The sequence below is a fragment of the Paraburkholderia sp. HP33-1 genome, assembly GCF_021390595.1.
Classification (GTDB): domain Bacteria; phylum Pseudomonadota; class Gammaproteobacteria; order Burkholderiales; family Burkholderiaceae; genus Paraburkholderia.
This window is the reverse complement of the sequence record NZ_JAJEJR010000003.1, coordinates 1046368-1065185: the sequence shown is the minus strand read 5'-3', so window position 1 is coordinate 1065185 and position 18818 is coordinate 1046368. Positions and strand designations below refer to the sequence as shown.

The following is an 18818-nucleotide window of genomic DNA, read 5'->3' as shown; positions in this document are numbered from 1 at the left end:
ACCAGTCCGCGGCCGGCAACGGCTTCAGGCGGCGAGGAGGATCTCAACGCCATGCCGGGGGCAAAGCGTTCGATGGCGCCCCGCGCAAGGGCGGCCCGCCGGCGTCCAATGAGCGACGCCTACGCAGATTTCTTTTTCGATGCCGTTGCTGTGCGGCGCTTTGCCGGTGCCTTGGCGGCGGGGGTGGCCTTGGCAGCGGCAGGCGCCTTGGCCCGGCTGGTGCGCGATCCCGTTGCAGCGCGCTTGGGCGAGGCGGCGGTGGAGGCTTTGGGCACCGCACTGTCCGACAACGCGCGGATGATGCCTTCGGTCGTGCGGTTGATGTGATCGTGCATCAGGCGTGCGGCTGTGGCCACGTCGCGGGCGATTGCGGCTTCGGCGAACTGGCGATGTTCGTTGGCGACGTCACGGTTCCTCTGCGGAACGTTGAGTTCGAGGCGGCGGTAGCGCTCGGTCTGCTCATAGAGCGTGGTGCGGATCTGCATTAGCCGCGGGCTGCCACGAGTACTGACAAGCGCTTCGTGAAAGGCGAAATGCACGTCGATGCGCTGCTGGCTCCTCTCGTCGCTTCGGACAATGACACTCGACGCATCATGCAGATGCTGACGGGCGGCATGCGTCCGGGCGCTTGAGAGATGGCCGCGCAGTTGCGGACGGCCGGATAAGTGGAACGTCCGGGGCCTGAGCCAGCGATGGTGCAGGCAAAGGACGAAGAGAATCCGACAGAGGCACTCAGCGGCGTTCAAAGCGAAGGTGGCGCTGGCAGCGGTCAAAGGCGAGCGGACGCTGGCCGAGCTGGCGCAACAGTTCGATTGGCACCCGAACCAGAAATTGCGGCGCATTGTCGACCACCCGCTTCACCTGTCAGGAGGAGAACTCTTCGAACGCTGCTAGCGCATGGGTGGCGTACATCATCGACGGGCCGCCGCCCATATAGACTGCTGTAGCCATCGCATCTTCGAGTTCCTGCCGTGTCATGCCAAGTTTCACCAGCGTCTGAACGTGGAAGCCAATGCAATCATCGCACCGGCCGGCCACGGCGATACCCAGTGCGATCAGTTCCCGCGTTTTCCTGTCCAGAGCACTGTCCCTCGTGCCAGCAGTCGCGAGCTGACTGAAAGCAGTCATCAGGTCCGGCTGCGTTTCACGCAGGGCTCGCATCTGGTTGGAGACTCCACGTACGACGTCTTTAAATGCGGGAAATCCGCTCATAGCTGTTCCTCCAATTATCAAAGGTGATTGCGTCACGGAGTTCATGCGTTTGCTCCTGGCGCGCTGTCCCGTCGCGTGGCTTGCTATCGCCCGCGATGAAGGTCGCCTCTCTGGAACACCGCACGCACTCGCGTCTTGCTGGCCTAGCTCGACTTCCCGGCATCCGGTTGCGGCCAGTCGACAAATGCAAGCACCCAGAGCCCCAGCAGGTTCAGCAACGGTACCAGTGCCAGAATCGACCAGAGAGGGGACAAGCCGATTCGCCTCAGGATCCGGCCGATCGGGTAAAGCAGCACCACCGCCATGACAAGAAAGGCGATCCAGTGTGCCAGCCCGTATCCGGCCATCCCGGTCCAGTGATACATCATGTTGCATCTCCTCAGTTGTAACGGGGCGCATTTACTGCACGGCGGCCGGCGCTTTCTGTTGCTTGAGCATCTGTTCCATCATCATCTGCATCACGTCCATGCGCTTTTCCATCATGTCGATGCGTTCGTTTACGCCCGATCCGCGCTTGCCGCTCTGAGTCTTGTTGGGGACACCGCCCATGCCTTGCTGTCCCATCATGTCCATCATCATCGGGCCACCCATTGCATGCATCGATTGCATCGTGTCCTGCATGGTGCGCATGTGTTCGTCCATCAGACGCTGCCGTTCGGCCGGATCCTTCGTTTGATGGATCTGGTCCATCTGCGCCAGCATCTTCTGCATCTGTGCACGCGCCTCTTCGAAACGCTCGCTGGACTGCACTGATGGTGCTGCTTGCGTGGCGCTGGCAGGATGCTGCGCGTCGTTGGCCTGAACGTTCGTCCCGGCAACGAGTGCCGCACTCGCAATCAGTAAAGCGATTTTCATTTTCACGCTATCTGCTCCGGTAAAGGGGAGATTCCATTGTGCAGAGTTGCCATCGGGTGCGATTGACAAGGATCAATCGGATGGCGGAGGGGGGCATTGCGAGCCAGCTCCTCTCCCTCTTCGCGTCCTAGGCCTTTCGACGTGCCGACATGTAGGGGATCGCCTACAAGTTCTCGCATCGATCCCCGATAGTTGCCATGATCTCGCCGGCGGAGAATGTGGATATTGGAAGTTTGGCAGCTATCACACGCTTAACTTCCAGGAGCCACCGCTGGTGGTGACCCATCCCTTTGCTGGAGCATGAACATGAACGGCGCCGCGATCGCACAAAGTAGACTAAGTGAACCCCGTATCGGAAATCGACCGGTGCACTTGCTCGTCGATTCGGACCCTCCGACCCTCCGTCAGGAATCGAGAACGCAGGCTACGGTGCCGATTACATGGCACGGCTCGGAACGCGCACCGATGCAGGAAATGATGGCCGCCGCCAGCGGCGCCGGCTGCACAAGTTGCCACGCTCGCCGATTCTGCATGCCCGCAGGTTACGACGCGAAGATGGCGTCGGCGCTGAAAGGGGTGTTTGGACAAAGCCGCAAGGTAAAACGCGGAAGCGCGATATTTCGTACCGGCGAGCGATTCCGGAATCTATATGTCGTCAAGGTTGGGGCGTCGAAGACTGTCGCCGTCAATAACGACGGTCGCGAGCACATCACCGGCTTCCAGATCGCCGGTGAGTTCATCGGAATGGAAGGAATCAGTACGGGGCGGCACGAGCTTGACGCAGTTGCCCTTGAAGACAGTGTCGTCTGTTCCGTGCCGTTCGACGCCCTCTCCAGATTGGGCGAACGCGACTTCGGATTGCGGAACCATCTCCATAAGCTCATGAGCCGCGAGCTCTTGCGTGAGTCCGCTCTGCTGATGCTAATGGGAAGGATGAATGCTGTCGAAAAACTAGTCGCCTTCCTTCTCAATCTGTCGAAGCGGTATGCCGACCGCGGCTACTCTGCTCATGAATTCAACTTGCGCATGACGCGTGAGGAGATCGGGTGCCACTTGGGCCTGACGCTTGAGACTGTCAGCCGCCTGTTTTCCCGGCTGAGTTCCCTGGGGCTGATCCAGTGCTCGGGAAAGCAAATTTCGATCACAGATATGGCCGGGCTCGAACAAATTCACCGGCACTGCATTCCCGAATAAGCCTGCGGTGCAACCTGTTTCCACTATCGCCACATATTGTGGAACGGGCGCCGCATATGTAGTTATGGCCTGGAGGGGTACCACTCGTGACCTTTCTGCGACTAACTCCGCACTTTCATCGGCCGCTGCTCTCGCTCGATAACGGCAGGCGAGCGTGCCGACATTCGACGCCCAGTCCAAACGCCATGAGAGTCCATGCATGGCGTCGCCGTTTGGGGCTTGTTGTCAGGTTTTTGGCCTTCTCTCTGCTGCTAGTGATCGGCGAGGGGTTGACGGCTCGGAAAACCGCAGTCGATAGCGTCGATGCAGCGCTTGCTCGGGCGGTTGCCACCTACTCGCAACGAGCAGCGATCGTCATGGAGTTGAACCAGGTAGTAAAAGACGATGCTCTCAGGACAGGTGACTCACCGTCCAGCGCCCGACCCGCATTCCAGAGTTGCATGACGGTGCCAAACCCTGCAGCAATTGAAGACGCCGCTACGTTCCGTCAATTTGACTCGATGCAGTATCGATGCAGCGCCGAACTGGCGTCTTTTCTGGCTGCCTCTGACCGCTTGCCGCGTGTGAAAGTCGACGCGAGGTATCGCGCACTAAAGCGACGCCTGAAGGATACGATGCTCGCGATCGCGGAGGCACAAGACGACTATGACAATCTCGCCTCCCGCTATGATGCTCAGGTACGATCCGCTCGAATTCTCTTTCTGTCTCGCACGCATGCATTTCGCGAACGGCCGACATTTGCCGACTACTATCACTCAATGCTGGCACCTCACGCCAGGCTTTTCCAGCCCGCCGGTAAAGTGCCCCCTGTTTGATTCGTACTTCACGGAGCCGCCGTCGGGACTCCGATTAGCGCAATTAGAAAAATAGATAATCAACGGGCTCGCTCGAGTCCCGCGAGAGGAAAGGGAGTGTCCGCGGATCTTTTCATCTGCCAGATTGCGGAGATTATGTCCGATAATCTCTTTTTTTGGGATAATTCAAGGTTATCCCTCGTCCCGCCCAACCTCGCCACATGAAAGAGCATATTCTCGAAGGCCAGACGCTCGAATGGCTGCTGGCTTCGGCCGCCGAAGCGATGCTCATTGTTAACCGTGACGGCCGGATCGTGCTCGCCAACCCTCCGGTTGAACAGCTATTCGGCTACACGTCGGCCGAACTGATCGGACAGCCGGTCGAAATCCTGATGCCGGAGGGCATCCGTGCAGCTCACGGCGGCATGCGCGACAGCTTCTTTGCCGATCCGCGCACGCGGCCCATGGGTATTGGGCGAGAGCTTTACGCGCGCCGACGCGACGGCGACGAATTTCCGGTCGAGGTGAGCCTGTCGCCGCTGCGAACCGACGGCGGCCTGAGGCTCGTGATGGCGACGATCCACGACATCACACGGCGCAAGCGGGCCGAAGAAGCGCTACTCGAGAGCGAGGCACGGATGCGTGCGATCGTGGACACGGCCGTCGATGCAATCATCACGATCGACGAAGCGGGGACAATCGATCAGGTGAACCCGCGAGCCGAGGAGCTATTCGGCTACACGGCCGCCGAGATGACTGGCCGCAACGTGTCGATGCTGATGCCGCAGCCGTACCGGGACCAGCACGACAGCTACCTCGCACGCTATCGTGAGACCGACGAGAAACGAATCATCGGCTTGGGGCGTGAGGTGACCGGCCAGCGCAAGGACGGCAGCACTTTCCCCATGGATCTGGCGGTCGCGCAGATGCAGATTGGCCAGCGCCGGATGTTCACCGGCGTCGTCCGCGATATCACCGAGCGGCGCCGAGCCGAAGAGCAGCGTCAGCGGCTGCTGCATGAGGTGAGCGCCGCGAACGAGGAGCTGACGAACTTTGCGTATGTGGTGTCGCATGACCTGAAAGCACCACTGCGTGGAATCGGTTCGCTCGCGAACTGGCTTTCGACCGACTATGCGGACAAAGTCGACGACGAGGGGCGCGAGCACATGCGCTTGCTGATAGGACGCGTGCACCGGATGAGCGCGCTGATTGACGGCATCCTGCAGTACTCCCGCGTCGGTCGCGTCAAAGAGGCGACGGTGAAGATCGACCTGAACGTGATGGTGCCCGAGGTGATCGATTTGCTCGCGCCATCGCCACACATCAAGGTGAGCATCGCGCGGTCGCTGCCGACGCTCGTGGGTGAGCGCACGCGGATTCAGCAAGTTTTCCAGAACCTGATATCCAATGCCATCAAGTACATCGACAAGCCGGCCGGCGACATCCGCGTCGATTGCGTCCGCGAAGATGATCGCTGGAAATTCTCAGTCGCCGACAACGGAGTCGGTATCGAATCCCGGCACTTCGAGCGCATTTTCCAGCTGTTTCAGACGCTCGTGCCGCGCGACCGCGTCGAGAGCACCGGCGTCGGCCTGACGCTTGTGCGCAAGATCGTCGAGATGTATGGCGGCAGAGTCTGGGTCGAATCAACGGTCGGCGTCGGAAGCACGTTTTACTTTACCTTTCCCGTTACCCCCGGTATGCATTCCGGTCAGGAGACTCCCGCATGAAAGTGGCGCACCAGCCGATCCTCGTAGTAGAAGATGACGAGGTTGACGTAATGACCATCCGTCGCGCGTTGAAAGAAATTCACGTGACGAACCCCGTCGTCCAGCAGGAGAATGGCGAGTGCGCGCTGGCCTGGCTACGCGACCCGGCGAACGAGAAGCCGTGCATTATCCTGCTCGACCTGAATATGCCTGTGATGAACGGCATCGAGTTTCTGCAGGCCGCGAAGAACGACGAGCAGCTGCGCCGCTTCCCGATCATCGTGCTCACTACGTCCGAAGAACAGCAGGACAAGGTGGACAGCTTCAATTTCAGCGTCGCGGGCTACATGGCGAAGCCGGTGGACTACCGGCAGTTCGTTGAGGTGATGCGTTCGATCGACCTGTATTGGTCGATCAGCGAAATGCCGTGACGGGTTGATGAGAGCGGCCACGAAAAGAACGATGACCAAACCGCAGATTCACGCACTTCTCGTCGATGACGACAGCGTCGACCGGATGGCGTGTCGCCGCGCCCTTGCTGCCGACGATACCTACGATTTTGTGCTGATCGAAGCGGAAACCGGCGGCGATGGACTGCGCGTGGTCGCGGAGCATAAACCCGACTGTGTGCTGCTTGACTATCATCTGCCTGACCAGACCGGCCTTGATTTCCTCGCAGCCCTTGCGAACGAGGCCGGCGAGATCTCGGTGCCGGTGATGGTATTGACGGGGGGCGACAGCGCTGCCGTCGCAGCGGAGCTGATGCGACGCGGCGCGCGCGACTACCTCGGTAAGGACGCGGATCAGCTGTATCTGAGGCAGTTGCCCGCCGCGATTCATCGGATGCTCCACGCTCAGCAGATGCTCGACGCGAAACATCGGGCAGAGGCGAAGTTCCGCACGCTGGTTGAGCAGATTCATGCGATTACGTACCTGGCGTCGTCAGATCAGCCTGCGCGGCTGGAATATGTGAGCCCGCAGATCGCTACGCTTGGCTTTTCCGCGGACGAGTGGCTTGCCAACGGACTACACGAGGAACGGGTGCATCCGGACGACCGCGAACGCGTGCGTGAAGCGCGCGCGGCGGGTGAAGGCGGGATGCGCATTGAGTACCGGCTCGTTGCGCGCAATGGCGACGTACTGTGGTTCCGGGATGAGGCGCAACCGGTGCGCAACGAGACTGGGCGGCGGTTGTTCGTGCAGGGCATTCTCGTCGATATCACGCAGAACAAGCTTGCGGAGGAAGTGCTTCGTCAGTCGAGTGAGGCAGTGCGCTCTCTAGCCGCCCACCAGGAAACAATCAAGGAGTACGAGCGCAAACGGATCGCCCAGGAAATCCACGACGAGCTCGGCAGCCTTCTGACGGGGATCAAGGCGCATGTGTCGGTGTCGATGGAGCGCGCCGCGCGCGCAGGGCAGTCACCGGACGCGCTTCTCGCTGACGCGGCCCGCCTTGCTGACGACGCCATTGCTGCAGTGCGCCGCGTAATCACTGATCTGCGTCCGAGCGTGCTCGACCAGCTAGGCGTCTGGGAGGCGCTTGCATGGTACGCGAACCAGATCGAAATGCGCGGGGACCTTGTCTGCGAATGCGTGATCGATGCCGCTGCGGAGGCGGTCGATCTGGACCCGGACCGCAATACGATGTTGTTTCGCATCGTTCAGGAGACGCTAACCAACGTGCTGCGGCACGCGGATGCGTCACATGTGTCGATCTGCGCAAGTTGCGACGCGGGCAGTCTCATTGTCGAGGTCCGCGACGACGGCAAGGGAATCGAGCTTGAAAGCAACCCGAAGCGGCAGTCGTGGGGAATCATCGGGATGCGCGAGCGCGCGCTTCATTTTGGCGGCGAACTGTCGATTACCGGCCAGCCCGGCATCGGCACGACCGTTGTGTTGCGTTTGCCATTGGAAAACTGACCAAGTGGAAACAGAACAGATCAAAGTCCTGCTCGTTGACGACCATACGGTCGCGCGCAACGGTGTGCGGTTGATGTTGAGTGCGGCGAGCGACATTCGCGTCGACGGCGAGGCAGGGACCGCGCCCGATGCGCTGCAGATCGTGAAGACGCAGCACTTTGACGTCGCGCTCGTTGACATCGCGTTGCCGGGCAAGAACGGGCTGGACCTGCTGAAGTCGCTTCGTGCCGACCATCCGGGCCTCGCGGTGCTGATTCTCAGCACGTACTCGGAAGAGATCTATGCGATGCGGGCGCTGAAGCTGGGCGCGTCGGGCTATCTGACGAAGGATAGCCCGACCACGACGCTCATAGAGGCGGTGCGCAAGGCGGCGACCGGCGCGAAGTATGTCAGTCCCTCGCTCGCCGAGAGGTTCGCGGTCATGCTCGGCGGCCGAACTGCTGCATCGCATGAGGCGCTGTCCAATCGCGAGCTTGAAGTACTGAAGTTGATTGCGAAGGGCGAAAGCCTGATCGGCATCGGCGAGCTTCTGCATTTGAGCCCGAAGACTGTCACCACCTATCGGGCACGTATCTTCGACAAGCTCGGCATCGGCAGCAATGCGGAACTGGCGCGCTATGCGGTTGAGCACGGCCTGCTCGTTTGAAGTGTGCGATTCGCACACATCGCTTCATTTTCTCGAACACCTTCTTCTCCAGCATCCTGGTAGCGACGTAGTCACTTGCGGCGTTGGTCGCGAGATGTCACACATTTGAAGCCGCCGCGGTCTCTCCAATTCCTTGCGCGGCGATTGTAGGCGAAGCCCTACAGGAATCTGTATTGGTCCACTGATAGCGGGCGGTGCGTCGCGTCGCAGACAATTCTCTGCAGATCGATACACCGACGAATCAATGCGCAATCAGATTTCTCTTCACGGGACTCCCGGAACGCGGAACAGTCACCGGACGTACACGCTTGGTACCGTGCTGGTGGCGCTCGGTGTAGCCCTGTCCGGCTGCATGTCGCTCGCTCCGCATTACGAACGCCCGTCCTTGCCGGTTTCCGATGCGTGGCCGGCCGATGCGCTGGACAGGGGCACCGGAGCGGTGACCCGGACTCCCTGGCGTGACTACTTTCCCGACCCGCAACTGCAGGCGTTGATCGAGCAGGCACTTGCTCATAATCGCGACCTGCGCATCGCCGTGCAGCGGGTCGAGCAGGCGCGCGCCGGCTATGGCATCCGACGAGCTGACCAGTTTCCGTCGATATCCGCAGGCGCTTCGTACGCACGTTTGCGCACGCCGGGTGGTTTTCTGGCAAATCAGCCGATGATCAGCAGCCTGTACAACGTTGACCTCGTCGAAAGCAACTGGGAGCTCGATTTCTGGGGGCGCGTGCGTAGCCTCAAAGACGCGGCGCTCGAAGATTTCCTCGCGAGCGAGGCATCTCAACGTGCTGCAACCGTCAGCCTGATCGGACAGGTCGCGGACAGTTATCTGGTGATTCGCCAGTACGACGAACGAATTGCGCTGACGCGCGAAACGATTGCGAGCCGCGCGGAGTCGCTGCGCATTTTTCGCAGGCGCTTCGAGGTTGGGGCGATCTCCCGGCTGGATCTCGAGCAGTCGGAAATCCTGCTGCAGCAGGCGCAGACGCTGGATGCACAGCTCGAACAGGCACGCGCCACCGAAGCCCACGCGCTCGAACTGCTGGTCGGCGCGCCGCCGCGCCTGTCGCCCGAGCCGCAGGCGCTCGACGACGCGAGCGTGCGCAACGATCTGGGCGCGGGGCTGCCATCGGCGCTACTGGAAAACCGCCCCGATATCGTCGCCGCCGAGCACCAGTTGCGCGCAGCCAATTCAAACATCGGTGCAGCACGAGCAGCATTCTTTCCGCGAATCTCGTTGACTGGTTCGTTCGGCACGAGCAGTACGGAGCTGCGCAACCTGTTCGCGTCAGGCACGGGTACGTGGCTGTTCCTGCCGGATCTCTCGCTGCCGATCTTCGATGCCGGACGCAACCTGGCCAACCTGAAACTGGCGCAGGCGCAGCGCGAAGAGGCAGTCGCGCAATACGAAAGGTCCATCCAGGCCGCGTTCCGCGACGTCGCCGATGCATTGTCGGCCCGCGACTGGCTGACATCCCAGGTCAGCATCTCGCGTAAAACGCTCGCGGCGCAGACGGAGCGGGCACGACTCGCCAGACTGAGGTACGACAGCGGCGCGACACCGTTTCTCGAAGTCCTCGATGCGCAGCGCGACCTGCTCGCCGCGCAGCAGCAACTTGTGCAGACCCGCGGCGAGCTGCTGTCGAGCCGCGTCGCGCTCTATGCGGCGCTCGGCGGCGGCTCGCTGCCGCTGTCCGGCGCGCCGTCTGCGTCGCCGGCAAACGCGGAGCCTTCTACACCACAGGATCAGACACCATGAACGTTCCGACGAAGAAACTGATACCTGCCGCTGCATTGGCCCTCGTCATTGCGGCTGCGGGCTACTACGCGTGGGCCCGTCTGCGCGACACGGGGCCGGGCGAGGGTTTCGCGAGCGGCAACGGACGCATCGAGGCCACGGAGATCGACGTGGACACGAAACTTGCCGGCCGGGTGGACAGCATCGATGTCGATGAGGGCGACTTCGTGAAGGCCGGGCAGCCGCTCGCGAAGATGCAGGTGCAGGTGCTTGAGGCGCAGCTCGACGAAGCGCAGGCCCAGCGCCAGCAAGCGGTCAATAACGCGGCGAGCGTCGAGGCCCAGGTCGCGCAGCGCGAGAGCGACAAGGCCGCTGCGCAGGCGCTCGTCATCGAGCGAGAGGCCGAGCTGGACGCCGCGCAACGCAAGCTCGCGCGCTCGGAAACGCTGTCGCGCGAAGGCGCTTCGTCGATGCAGGAACTCGACGACGATCGCGCGCGCGAGCGCAGCGCGCTGGCCGCTGTGAGCGCCGCGAGAGCGCAGGTGGCCGCCGGCAACGCCGCGATCAACGCCACCCGCGCGCAACTGGTCGCCGCACGCTCGATGATCGCCGCCGCCGGGGCGACGTTCGCCCGCGTGAATGCGGACATCACGGACAGTCAGCTCACCGCGCCGCGTGACGGGCGGGTCCAGTACCGCGTGGCCGAGCCAGGCGAAGTGCTTCCCGCCGGTGGCAAGGTCCTGAACATGGTCGATCTGTCCGACGTCTACATGACGTTCTTCCTGCCCGAGGAGGCCGCCGGCAAGGTGGCGCTCGGCACCGAGGTCCGCATCGTGCTCGACGCGGCGCCGCAATATGTCATTCCCGCCTCCGTCTCGTTCGTCGCGAGCACCGCGCAGTTCACGCCGAAGACCGTGGAGACTGTCAGCGAGCGGCAAAAGTTGATGTTCCGCGTCAAGGCCCGGATCAGCCGCGAACTGCTTCTCCAGCATCTGAAGCTCGTCAAGACCGGACTACCCGGCGTGGCGTGGGTCAGGATCGACCCGGCGGCCAGATGGCCCGCGAATCTGGCGATCCGGGTGCTGCAGTGAACACGGCGACACCAGCCGCGCCAGGCGCCGCGCCGGCAGTCGTCCGCCTGCGTGGTGTGAGCCTGCGCTACGGCAAGATCAGCGCGCTTGACGACGTGACGCTCGATGTTCCCGCTGGTTGCATGGTCGGGCTGATCGGGCCCGACGGCGTTGGCAAATCGAGCCTGCTTGCGCTCGCTGCCGGCGCCCGCGCGATCCAGCACGGCGAAGTCAGAGTGCTCGGCGCAAACATGGTGTCAGCGCGCCACCGCGACGAAGTCTGTCCACGCATCGCTTACATGCCGCAAGGGCTTGGCAAGAACCTGTATCCGACGCTGTCCGTCGAGGAAAACCTGCAGTTCTTTGCCCGCCTGTTCGGTCACGATGCCCGCGAGCGTCGCCGCCGCATCGACGAACTGACGCGCAGCACAGGCCTCTATCCGTTTCTTGCGCGCCCCGCAGGCAAGCTCTCTGGCGGCATGAAGCAGAAGCTCGGACTCTGCTGCGCCCTGATTCACGATCCGGACCTGCTGATTCTCGACGAGCCGACCACGGGCGTCGATCCGCTCGCGCGCGCGCAGTTCTGGAGCCTCATCACGCGCATTCGCGAGGCTCGCCCGGGCATGAGCGTGATCGTCGCCACCGCCTATATGGATGAAGCGCAGCGATTCGACTGGCTCGTGGCGATGGACGCCGGCCGCGTACTCGCCACGGGTACGCCGGCCGCGCTGCTCAGACGCACCGGTTGCGAGACGCTGGAAGCGGCCTTCATCGCACTGTTGCCCGAAGACAAACGGCGCGGCCACCAGCCCATCAGGATCACACCGCTTCAGGACGGCGCGGATACCGACATCGCGATCGAGGCGCACGACCTGACGATGCGCTTTGGCGACTTCGTCGCGGTCGATCACGTCAGTTTCCGGATCCGCAGGGGGGAAATTTTCGGCTTTCTCGGCTCGAACGGCTGCGGCAAGTCGACCACGATGAAGATGCTCACCGGCCTGCTGCCAGCCAGCGAGGGAGTGGCCACGTTGTTCGGCCGTGCCGTTGATCCGCGCGACACGGACACCCGCCGCCGGGTCGGCTACATGTCGCAGGCGTTCTCACTGTATGGCGAACTGACGGTTCACCAGAACCTTGTGCTGCACGCGCGCCTCTTTCATGTTCCCGAGCACGACATTCCGGCGCGGGTGAGCGAGATGGTCAGCCGCTTCGGTCTTGCCGACTCGCTCGACGCGCTACCCGAAAGTCTGCCGCTCGGCATCCGGCAGCGGCTTTCGCTCGCGGTTGCGATGGTGCATCGGCCCGAGCTGCTGATCCTCGATGAGCCGACCTCCGGTGTAGATCCGATCGCGCGCGACACGTTCTGGCAGCTGATGCTCGACCTCGCGCGCCGCGATCGGGTGACGATCTTCATCTCCACGCACTTCATGAACGAGGCCGAGCGCTGCGACCGGATCTCACTGATGCACGCGGGCCGCGTGCTCGCAAGCGATACCCCCGCTGCGCTCGTTCAGGCGCGCGGCGCCGCGACGCTGGAGCAGGCCTTCATCGGCTATCTGATCGACGCTGGCGGAGAGGCGCACGAAGCGGGGGAGAATCCGGCAACCGATCCGGTGTCCGCGGCAAAAACGCTGCCGTCCGAAGCCGGTGCCCGCGTGCAACCGCATGGCTCATTCAGTCTGCGCCGCGCGCTCAGCTACATGTGGCGCGAGGGGCTGGAGCTGCGCCGCGACCCGGTGCGGGCAGCTCTCGCGTTGCTGGGCTCGCTGGTACTGATGTGCGTGATGGGCTTCGGCGTCAGCCTCGACGTGGAAAACCTCAGCTTTGCGGTCCTTGATCGAGACCAGAGCGGGTTGAGCGAGGATTACGCGTTGAACATCGCGGGGTCCCGCTACTTTACGCAGCAGGCACCGCTTGCCGATTACGCCGATCTGGACCGGCGCATGCGCAGTGGCGCGCTGTCGCTCGCGATCGAGATTCCGCCCAACTTCGCGCGCGACGTCGAACGCGGTAACCCCGCGCAGGTCGGTGTGTGGATCGACGGCGCCATGCCGCAGCGCGCCGAGACGATACGCGGCTACGTCCAGGGTATGCACGCCGCCTGGCTGGCCGAACTTGCGCGGCAACGGCTCGGTGCGGCGCCCGACGCGCAGGTCGACATCGAGGCGCGTTTTCGCTACAACCCGGATGTGAAGAGTCTTCCGGCGATGGTGCCCGCGATCATCCCGCTGCTGCTACTGATGCTGCCGGCGATGCTCACCGCGCTCGCAGTCGTACGCGAGCGCGAGCTCGGCTCCATCATCAACCTGTACGTCACGCCTGTCACACGAGCCGAATTCCTGATCGGCAAGCAGGTGCCGTACATCCTGCTGGCGGTGCTCAACTTCCTGCTCATGACGCTGCTGGCGGGGATCGCATTCGGTGTGCCGGTCAAGGGCAGCTTCACGACGGTGCTGGCGGCGGTGCTGATCTATAGCGTCGTGTCGAGCGGAATAGGCCTGCTGGCTTCCACCTTCACGCGCAGCCAGATCGCAGCGATGTTCTTCACGCTGATCGGCACATTGATTCCGGCGGTGCAGTTTGCCGGGCTCATCAATCCGCTGTCTTCGCTGACCGGCACCGGTCGGCTGATCGGCGAGATCTATCCGGCGACCTACATGGTCACGATCAGCCGCGGCGTGTTCAACAAGGCCTTGGGCTTTTCCGATCTGCGCGCCCAGTTCTGGCCGCTCGTCGTCGCGATACCCGTGATCCTGGGCGCGACCCTGATGCTGCTACGCAAGCAGGAGAATTGACGATGATGTCGTTCCAGAACGTTTACCGCCTCGGTGTCAAGGAACTGTGGAGCCTGATGCGCGACCCGATCATGCTGATGCTGATCGTCTTCACGTTTACCGTCTCGGTCTATTCAGCCGCCACGGCATTGTCCGACACGCTGCACATGGCGCCGATCGCAGTCGTCGACGAGGACGGATCACCCCTGTCGGCGCGAATCATCTCGGCGTTCCTGTCGCCGCAATTCGGCACGCCGGTGCTGATCAGTGACGCGCAGGTCGACCACGGGCTCGACTCCGGCGCATACACCTTTTCGCTCAGCATTCCTCCCAACTTTCAGCGAGACGTTCTCGCTGGGCGGCACGCGGGGATCCAGCTCAATGTCGACGCTACACGGATGAGCCAGGCATTCACCGGCAGCGGCTACGTCCAGCAGATCGCGAGCGGCGAGATCAGCGATTTCGTGCAGCGCTACGGGGGCAGCACGCCCCCGGCGGTCGACCTCGAAACGCACATGCGGTTCAACCCGAACCTCGAACAGTCATGGTTCGGCGCGCTCATGGAGATCATCAACAACGTCACGATGCTGTCGATCATCCTGACCGGCGCAGCGCTGATTCGCGAACGTGAGCACGGCACGATCGAGCACCTGCTCGTGATGCCGGTCACGCCTGCGGAAATCATGTTGGCCAAGGTCTGGGCGATGGGGTTGGTGGTGCTGATTGCGGCCGCGTTCTCGCTGACTTTCGTCGTACGCGGCGCGTTGCACGTGCCGATCGAAGGGTCGGTTGCGCTGTTCATGGCCGGTGCCGCGCTGCACCTCTTTGCAACGACGTCGATGGGGATTTTTCTCGCGACAATCGCTCGCAGCATGCCGCAGTTCGGCATGTTGATGGTGCTCGTGCTGCTGCCGTTGCAGATGCTGTCGGGCAGCCTGACACCGCGCGAGAGCATGCCCAGGATCGTGCAGGACATCATGCTTGCCGCGCCGACGACGCACTTCGTTGAACTGGGGCAGGCGATCCTTTACCGCGGCGCCGGGATCGACGTCGTGTGGAAACCGTTCGTCGCGCTGAGCGCGATCGGTGCGGTGCTGTTCGCGCTGTCGCTGCGCCGCTTCCGCAATACGATCAGCCAGATGGCGTAAGGCAACAACGACAACCGGGAGCGGACGACTCCCAGTCTGGCACAGGACATAACTCTTGAACTCAAATGACGATCGCCTGGTCCCGGCCTCTCCTGGCCAGATGGCGCATCCTGGGGCGAAGCCCGGCGAAGAAGAAGGGTGGATCAACGAACGCCTGCGCGCGATCATGCAAAGCCCATCGTATTCAGAAGCAGACCGCGATGCGGACTTCCTTCAGGAAGACGAAGCGCGCGGTGTGCGTCTGCAGCTGGACTACATGAAGGCGGAACATGTGCTGCGTGCGCATGGGATCGACAAGACAATTGTCATCTTCGGCAGCACGCGTCTGCGCGAGCCTGCCGCTGCGCGACGCGAGCTTGCGCAGGCGCAGTGCGATGCAGCCGCGCATCGGGGCAACGCGGTCCTTCGCCGCGCGTTACGCGTCGCTGAGCATCGCGTCGCACTGTCGCGCTACTACGACGTTGGGCGTGAGCTTGGGCGCCTCGTCGGCCTCTGTGGTAATCCACGGCTCGCTGTCCTCACGGGGGGCGGCCCAGGCGGCATGGAAGCGGCGAATCGCGGCGCGTTCGACGTCGGTGCAACGAGCATTGGCCTGAACATCACGCTCCCGCGAGAGCAGCATCCGAATCCCTATCTGACTCCGGGCCTGTGCATGCAATTTCACTACTTCGCAATGCGCAAGCTGCACTTTATCAAGCGGGCCGCGGCACTTGTTGCCTTGCCGGGCGGCTTTGGCACGCTGGATGAGCTGTTCTGTGCGCTGACGCTGATACAGACGCACAAAGCCGCGCGGATTCCTGTCGTGCTCATTGGCGAAGCCTATTGGCGCAGGATTTTCGACGCCGATTACCTCACAGAGGTCGGCAGCATCGACGAGAAAGACCGCGAACTGTTCTGGTACGCGGAGTCAGCCGGGCAAGCGTGGACGGATATTCTCGCGTGGCATCGCCAGAATGGCAGTCCGTTGCTCGACCCCCATGAACCCTAAGAGGACAACGCATGAAGATTTCATTCCATGGCGCGGATCGCGAAGTGACCGGTTCGTGCCACCTCGTCGAAGCCAAAGACAAACGCATCCTGATCGACTGCGGCATGTATCAGGGAAGCAGCGATCTCGACGATGCAAATGCGGACAGTTTCGGCTTCGATCCAGGCTCGATCGACTTTCTGCTACTCACTCATGCGCACCTGGACCATTGTGGGCGCATCCCGCTGCTGGTCAAACACGGGTTTACCGGTGAGATCATCACGACGGCGGCCACCCGGGAACTGGCGCGGCTCGTGATGCTCGACGCAGCGCACCTGCACGAAGAGGAAGCGGAACACCACGCACGCCACGCGCATCGTGGCGGCGATACCGCGCGCAGGCCGCTCTACGACACGGCCGATGCATTCAACGCGCTCGGGCATTTCGGACGCACTGCCGTCTACGGCGAACCGGTTATGCTGACGCCGACACTGCACGCAACCTTCTACGACGCCGGCCACATTCTCGGATCGGCGAGTATCCGTATTGAATGCACGCAAGAACCGAATCGCTCGGTGATCTTCTCTGGCGATCTCGGCACAAGCGGCCGCGCTATCCTTCGTGATCCGCAAATACCTCCGCCAGCGAACGTCGTGGTGATGGAGACTACCTATGGCGACCGTGTGCACAAGGAGCTTGCCCTGTCGGTCGGAGAGCTGTATGCGGCGATTAACGATACGTTCGCTCGTGGTGGCAATGTTGTGATACCGACCTTCGCTCTGGAGCGTGCGCAGGAAATCCTCTACTACCTGCGCGAAGGCATCGAGTCCGGGCGGCTACCGCACTCGATGCCGGTGTACCTGGATTCCCCCATGGCGGTCTCCGCAACCGAAGTGTTCCGCCGACATCCGGAATGTTTCTCGCCGAAAGAACGTGCGCTGTTCGAGGACGGCAAAGACCCGTTCTCATTGCCGGGCCTGCACTTCACGCGCGACACCGCGGATTCGATCGCGCTCAATATGCTCGATGGCGGCGCGGTCATCATGGCCGGGTCGGGCATGTGCACGGGCGGGCGTGTCCGCCACCACCTGCTCCATAACCTTGCGCGTCACGATTCGAGCGTCATTTTCGTCGGCTACGCAGCGCGCGGCACGCTTGCACGCGTGCTGATTGACGGCGCGAAGCAGGTGACATTGTTCGGCGAGAGTGTGCCCGTGCGTGCCCGGCTTCACACGATCAACGGCTTTTCGGCGCACGCCGATCGTGATGAGCTGCTTGCCTGGCATCGTGCGCTCAAGCCGGCCCGGACAGTGCTCGTACACGGCGACGAAGATGTGATGCAGCAGTTTGCGTCGTCGCTTGAAGACACCGAAGTGCACATGCCTCGCCGAGGCGACGAGTTCCTTGTCTGATCCCTGTCCAACCCACACCTCCCTTACGCTATCGCCGATGCCCGAAACCGCCGCCCTTACGTGGTCCCGGGCAGCGGACTGGACGCAAGCACCGCAGCCGCGACAAGTACACCAGCGAGCACAGCTGACTCGACCTGTAGAACAGCGGCAAACCGTTTCAATGGCCGGGCGGTGGGTTCCGACGGTGCTTGTCTTAAGAAGGCAAGCAATCGGGGCATCTCGAAGATCCGGTTATGTCCGCCAAGCGCGGCGGCAATGAGTACGAGCGTCAATTTGAGCAGCAGCACTTGCCCGTATGTGGACGTCACCATGCTCTCTGGCGTATTCACTCCGCGCCAGCCGCTATAGGTGCCGGTGACGAAGAGGATGACCAGCGCGAATGTGGCGGCGTCAGAGAGCGACTGAACAAACGCCGCACTGTTCGCACGCGCTGGGACTGGTGCACTGAACATGCGTGGCAAAACGATAAAGCTCGCCACGAAGACGATTCCGACCCATACGCTGATAGCGAGCAGGTGCACCCAATCTACCCACACCGGAAGGCTAAGTACGCCCGCATCGACGGGGTGACCTGCATGGCTGCGTGACAGTGCGACGCCCGCGAGCGCGAGCCAGATGACCGGCTTGAGGCGTATCGAAGGTCCAGACTGCACCAGCGACAGAATCACCACGATCAGCATGAAAGCCGCACCGGCCAGCCATGCATGGCCAAAACCGGTTTCCACCAGCATCGAGCGGACGGCGGGACCGGCCTCCCCGAGCGTTGATTCGCTCATCAGCGCGCAATGAATCCAGAAGGCGATTGCACTGGAGACAAGCGTGGTGAACGCACCAGTACGCAAGGTGAGAAGCAGGTGCCAGCTGACTCTCGCCTGCCATCGTGACGTGCTGCGAGACAGCCATGTGTCGCTCAGCAATGTGCCCACCAGAACGGCAAAACTGATGTTCTGAAGCGCCACAAATGCCAGCCGCGAAATGCCGAGGAAACCGTCGTTTATCACTTCACCGCAAATGTGTAGGTGCCCTTTGTCTTGTGAGCATCACGTGTCATGACGGCCCATTGCACGGTGTATGAACCGGAAGCAAGCTTCGGAACCACAACCGTCAACACGCGCGGGTTCGTGGAGTCGACTTTGGCTTTTTCTTTGGTCGCGGGTGCACCGGATGCATCCGCCACCTTGATCGTGCTGAACGACGATTCGAGTTCTTCATTGAACGTCAGGCGGAGTGATTCCGGCGAGGTATTGACCGTGCTGCCGACCGCCGGCGTCGCGCTTTCCAGTTTGCCGTGGGCAAACGCGAGCGCCGGGGAAAGTACGAAAGTGGTGGTTGCCACCGCACGAACAAGAAATTTGCGCATCTTGGTGTTCATGACT

18 protein-coding genes are annotated in these 18818 nt (G+C 62.2%); 12 read left to right on the top strand and 6 right to left on the bottom strand.

Features of this window, described 5'->3' with window-relative positions:
• Window positions 1-119: 119 nt before the first annotated feature.
• From L0U81_RS31870 to L0U81_RS31855, 4 genes are all read right to left on the bottom strand, one after another.
• Complete coding sequence (locus tag L0U81_RS31870; RefSeq protein WP_233810105.1) at window positions 120-746, bottom strand: FCD domain-containing protein; 627 nt, start codon at window positions 744-746, stop codon at window positions 120-122.
• Between the two features lie 118 nt (window positions 747-864).
• On the bottom strand, window positions 865-1212 hold the full coding sequence (locus L0U81_RS31865) for a carboxymuconolactone decarboxylase family protein (RefSeq protein WP_233810103.1): 348 nt from the start codon (window positions 1210-1212) through the stop codon (window positions 865-867).
• Between the two features lie 143 nt (window positions 1213-1355).
• Complete coding sequence (locus L0U81_RS31860) at window positions 1356-1580, bottom strand: hypothetical protein (RefSeq protein WP_233809868.1); 225 nt, start codon at window positions 1578-1580, stop codon at window positions 1356-1358.
• 31 nt (window positions 1581-1611) lie between these two features.
• Window positions 1612-2136: a hypothetical protein gene (locus L0U81_RS31855; RefSeq protein WP_233809866.1), complete on the bottom strand. Its 525-nt coding sequence runs from the start codon at window positions 2134-2136 to the stop codon at window positions 1612-1614.
• A 237-nt stretch (window positions 2137-2373) separates the two neighbouring features.
• Here L0U81_RS31855 and L0U81_RS31850 point away from each other — a divergent pair, with 237 nt between their 5' ends.
• The 12 genes from L0U81_RS31850 (at window position 2374) to L0U81_RS31795 (ending at window position 17442) form a co-directional block, all read left to right on the top strand.
• Window positions 2374-3261, top strand: coding sequence for a helix-turn-helix domain-containing protein (locus L0U81_RS31850; RefSeq protein ID WP_233809864.1), 888 nt, complete (start codon window positions 2374-2376; stop codon window positions 3259-3261).
• Between the two features lie 185 nt (window positions 3262-3446).
• Window positions 3447-4076: a LemA family protein gene (locus L0U81_RS31845; protein WP_233809862.1), complete on the top strand. Its 630-nt coding sequence runs from the start codon at window positions 3447-3449 to the stop codon at window positions 4074-4076.
• 200 nt (window positions 4077-4276) lie between these two features.
• Window positions 4277-5785, top strand: coding sequence for a sensor histidine kinase (locus tag L0U81_RS31840; protein WP_233809860.1), 1509 nt, complete (start codon window positions 4277-4279; stop codon window positions 5783-5785).
• Window positions 5782-6195, top strand: coding sequence for a response regulator (locus L0U81_RS31835; RefSeq protein ID WP_233809858.1), 414 nt, complete (start codon window positions 5782-5784; stop codon window positions 6193-6195). Before L0U81_RS31840 ends, L0U81_RS31835 begins: the two co-directional genes overlap by 4 nt.
• 31 nt (window positions 6196-6226) lie before the next feature.
• Entirely contained in the window at window positions 6227-7684 is a 1458-nt protein-coding gene (locus L0U81_RS31830) for a response regulator (protein ID WP_233809856.1), read from the top strand.
• Between the two features lie 4 nt (window positions 7685-7688).
• The gene (locus tag L0U81_RS31825; RefSeq protein ID WP_233809854.1) at window positions 7689-8330 is read left to right on the top strand and encodes a response regulator; all 642 of its coding nucleotides are present in this window, start codon (window positions 7689-7691) and stop codon (window positions 8328-8330) included.
• Between the two features lie 244 nt (window positions 8331-8574).
• Window positions 8575-10089, top strand: coding sequence for an efflux transporter outer membrane subunit (locus L0U81_RS31820; RefSeq protein ID WP_442793475.1), 1515 nt, complete (start codon window positions 8575-8577; stop codon window positions 10087-10089).
• Window positions 10086-11159, top strand: coding sequence for an HlyD family secretion protein (locus L0U81_RS31815; protein WP_233809852.1), 1074 nt, complete (start codon window positions 10086-10088; stop codon window positions 11157-11159). The genes L0U81_RS31820 and L0U81_RS31815 overlap by 4 nt, the downstream gene beginning before the upstream one ends.
• Window positions 11123-13936 (top strand): ribosome-associated ATPase/putative transporter RbbA, encoded by a 2814-nt coding sequence (rbbA, locus tag L0U81_RS31810; RefSeq protein ID WP_233809850.1) that lies wholly within the window; start codon window positions 11123-11125, stop codon window positions 13934-13936. The genes L0U81_RS31815 and rbbA overlap by 37 nt, the downstream gene beginning before the upstream one ends.
• 2 nt (window positions 13937-13938) lie before the next feature.
• Window positions 13939-15063: an ABC transporter permease gene (locus tag L0U81_RS31805; protein ID WP_233809848.1), complete on the top strand. Its 1125-nt coding sequence runs from the start codon at window positions 13939-13941 to the stop codon at window positions 15061-15063.
• A gap of 55 nt (window positions 15064-15118) precedes the next feature.
• Window positions 15119-16051: an LOG family protein gene (locus tag L0U81_RS31800; protein WP_233809846.1), complete on the top strand. Its 933-nt coding sequence runs from the start codon at window positions 15119-15121 to the stop codon at window positions 16049-16051.
• Between the two features lie 11 nt (window positions 16052-16062).
• A complete protein-coding gene (locus L0U81_RS31795; protein WP_233809844.1) occupies window positions 16063-17442 on the top strand; it encodes an MBL fold metallo-hydrolase RNA specificity domain-containing protein in 1380 nt (459 codons plus the stop codon).
• A 56-nt stretch (window positions 17443-17498) separates the two neighbouring features.
• On the opposite strand, the gene L0U81_RS31790 is transcribed toward L0U81_RS31795, so the two are convergent.
• Window positions 17499-18440: a copper resistance D family protein gene (locus L0U81_RS31790; RefSeq protein ID WP_233810099.1), complete on the bottom strand. Its 942-nt coding sequence runs from the start codon at window positions 18438-18440 to the stop codon at window positions 17499-17501.
• A complete protein-coding gene (copC, locus tag L0U81_RS31785; RefSeq protein ID WP_233809842.1) occupies window positions 18440-18814 on the bottom strand; it encodes a copper homeostasis periplasmic binding protein CopC in 375 nt (124 codons plus the stop codon). The genes L0U81_RS31790 and copC overlap by 1 nt, the downstream gene beginning before the upstream one ends.
• Window positions 18815-18818: the final 4 nt, after the last annotated feature.

What these genes read in the sequence shown, in the direction of transcription:
- L0U81_RS31865 (WP_233810103.1), bottom strand. Translation starts at nt 1,212, where the DNA reads ATGAGCGGATTTCCCGCATTTAAAGACGTCGTACGTGGAGTCTCCAAC.
- L0U81_RS31860 (WP_233809868.1), bottom strand. Translation starts at nt 1,580, where the DNA reads ATGATGTATCACTGGACCGGGATGGCCGGATACGGGCTGGCACACTGG.
- L0U81_RS31850 (WP_233809864.1), top strand. Translation starts at nt 2,374, where the DNA reads ATGAACGGCGCCGCGATCGCACAAAGTAGACTAAGTGAACCCCGTATC.
- L0U81_RS31845 (WP_233809862.1), top strand. Translation starts at nt 3,447, where the DNA reads ATGAGAGTCCATGCATGGCGTCGCCGTTTGGGGCTTGTTGTCAGGTTT.
- L0U81_RS31840 (WP_233809860.1), top strand. Translation starts at nt 4,277, where the DNA reads ATGAAAGAGCATATTCTCGAAGGCCAGACGCTCGAATGGCTGCTGGCT.
- L0U81_RS31835 (WP_233809858.1), top strand. Translation starts at nt 5,782, where the DNA reads ATGAAAGTGGCGCACCAGCCGATCCTCGTAGTAGAAGATGACGAGGTT.
- L0U81_RS31830 (WP_233809856.1), top strand. Translation starts at nt 6,227, where the DNA reads ATGACCAAACCGCAGATTCACGCACTTCTCGTCGATGACGACAGCGTC.
- L0U81_RS31820 (WP_442793475.1), top strand. Translation starts at nt 8,575, where the DNA reads ATGCGCAATCAGATTTCTCTTCACGGGACTCCCGGAACGCGGAACAGT.
- L0U81_RS31815 (WP_233809852.1), top strand. Translation starts at nt 10,086, where the DNA reads ATGAACGTTCCGACGAAGAAACTGATACCTGCCGCTGCATTGGCCCTC.
- rbbA (WP_233809850.1), top strand. Translation starts at nt 11,123, where the DNA reads ATGGCCCGCGAATCTGGCGATCCGGGTGCTGCAGTGAACACGGCGACA.
- L0U81_RS31805 (WP_233809848.1), top strand. Translation starts at nt 13,939, where the DNA reads ATGATGTCGTTCCAGAACGTTTACCGCCTCGGTGTCAAGGAACTGTGG.
- L0U81_RS31795 (WP_233809844.1), top strand. Translation starts at nt 16,063, where the DNA reads ATGAAGATTTCATTCCATGGCGCGGATCGCGAAGTGACCGGTTCGTGC.
- copC (WP_233809842.1), bottom strand. Translation starts at nt 18,814, where the DNA reads ATGAACACCAAGATGCGCAAATTTCTTGTTCGTGCGGTGGCAACCACC.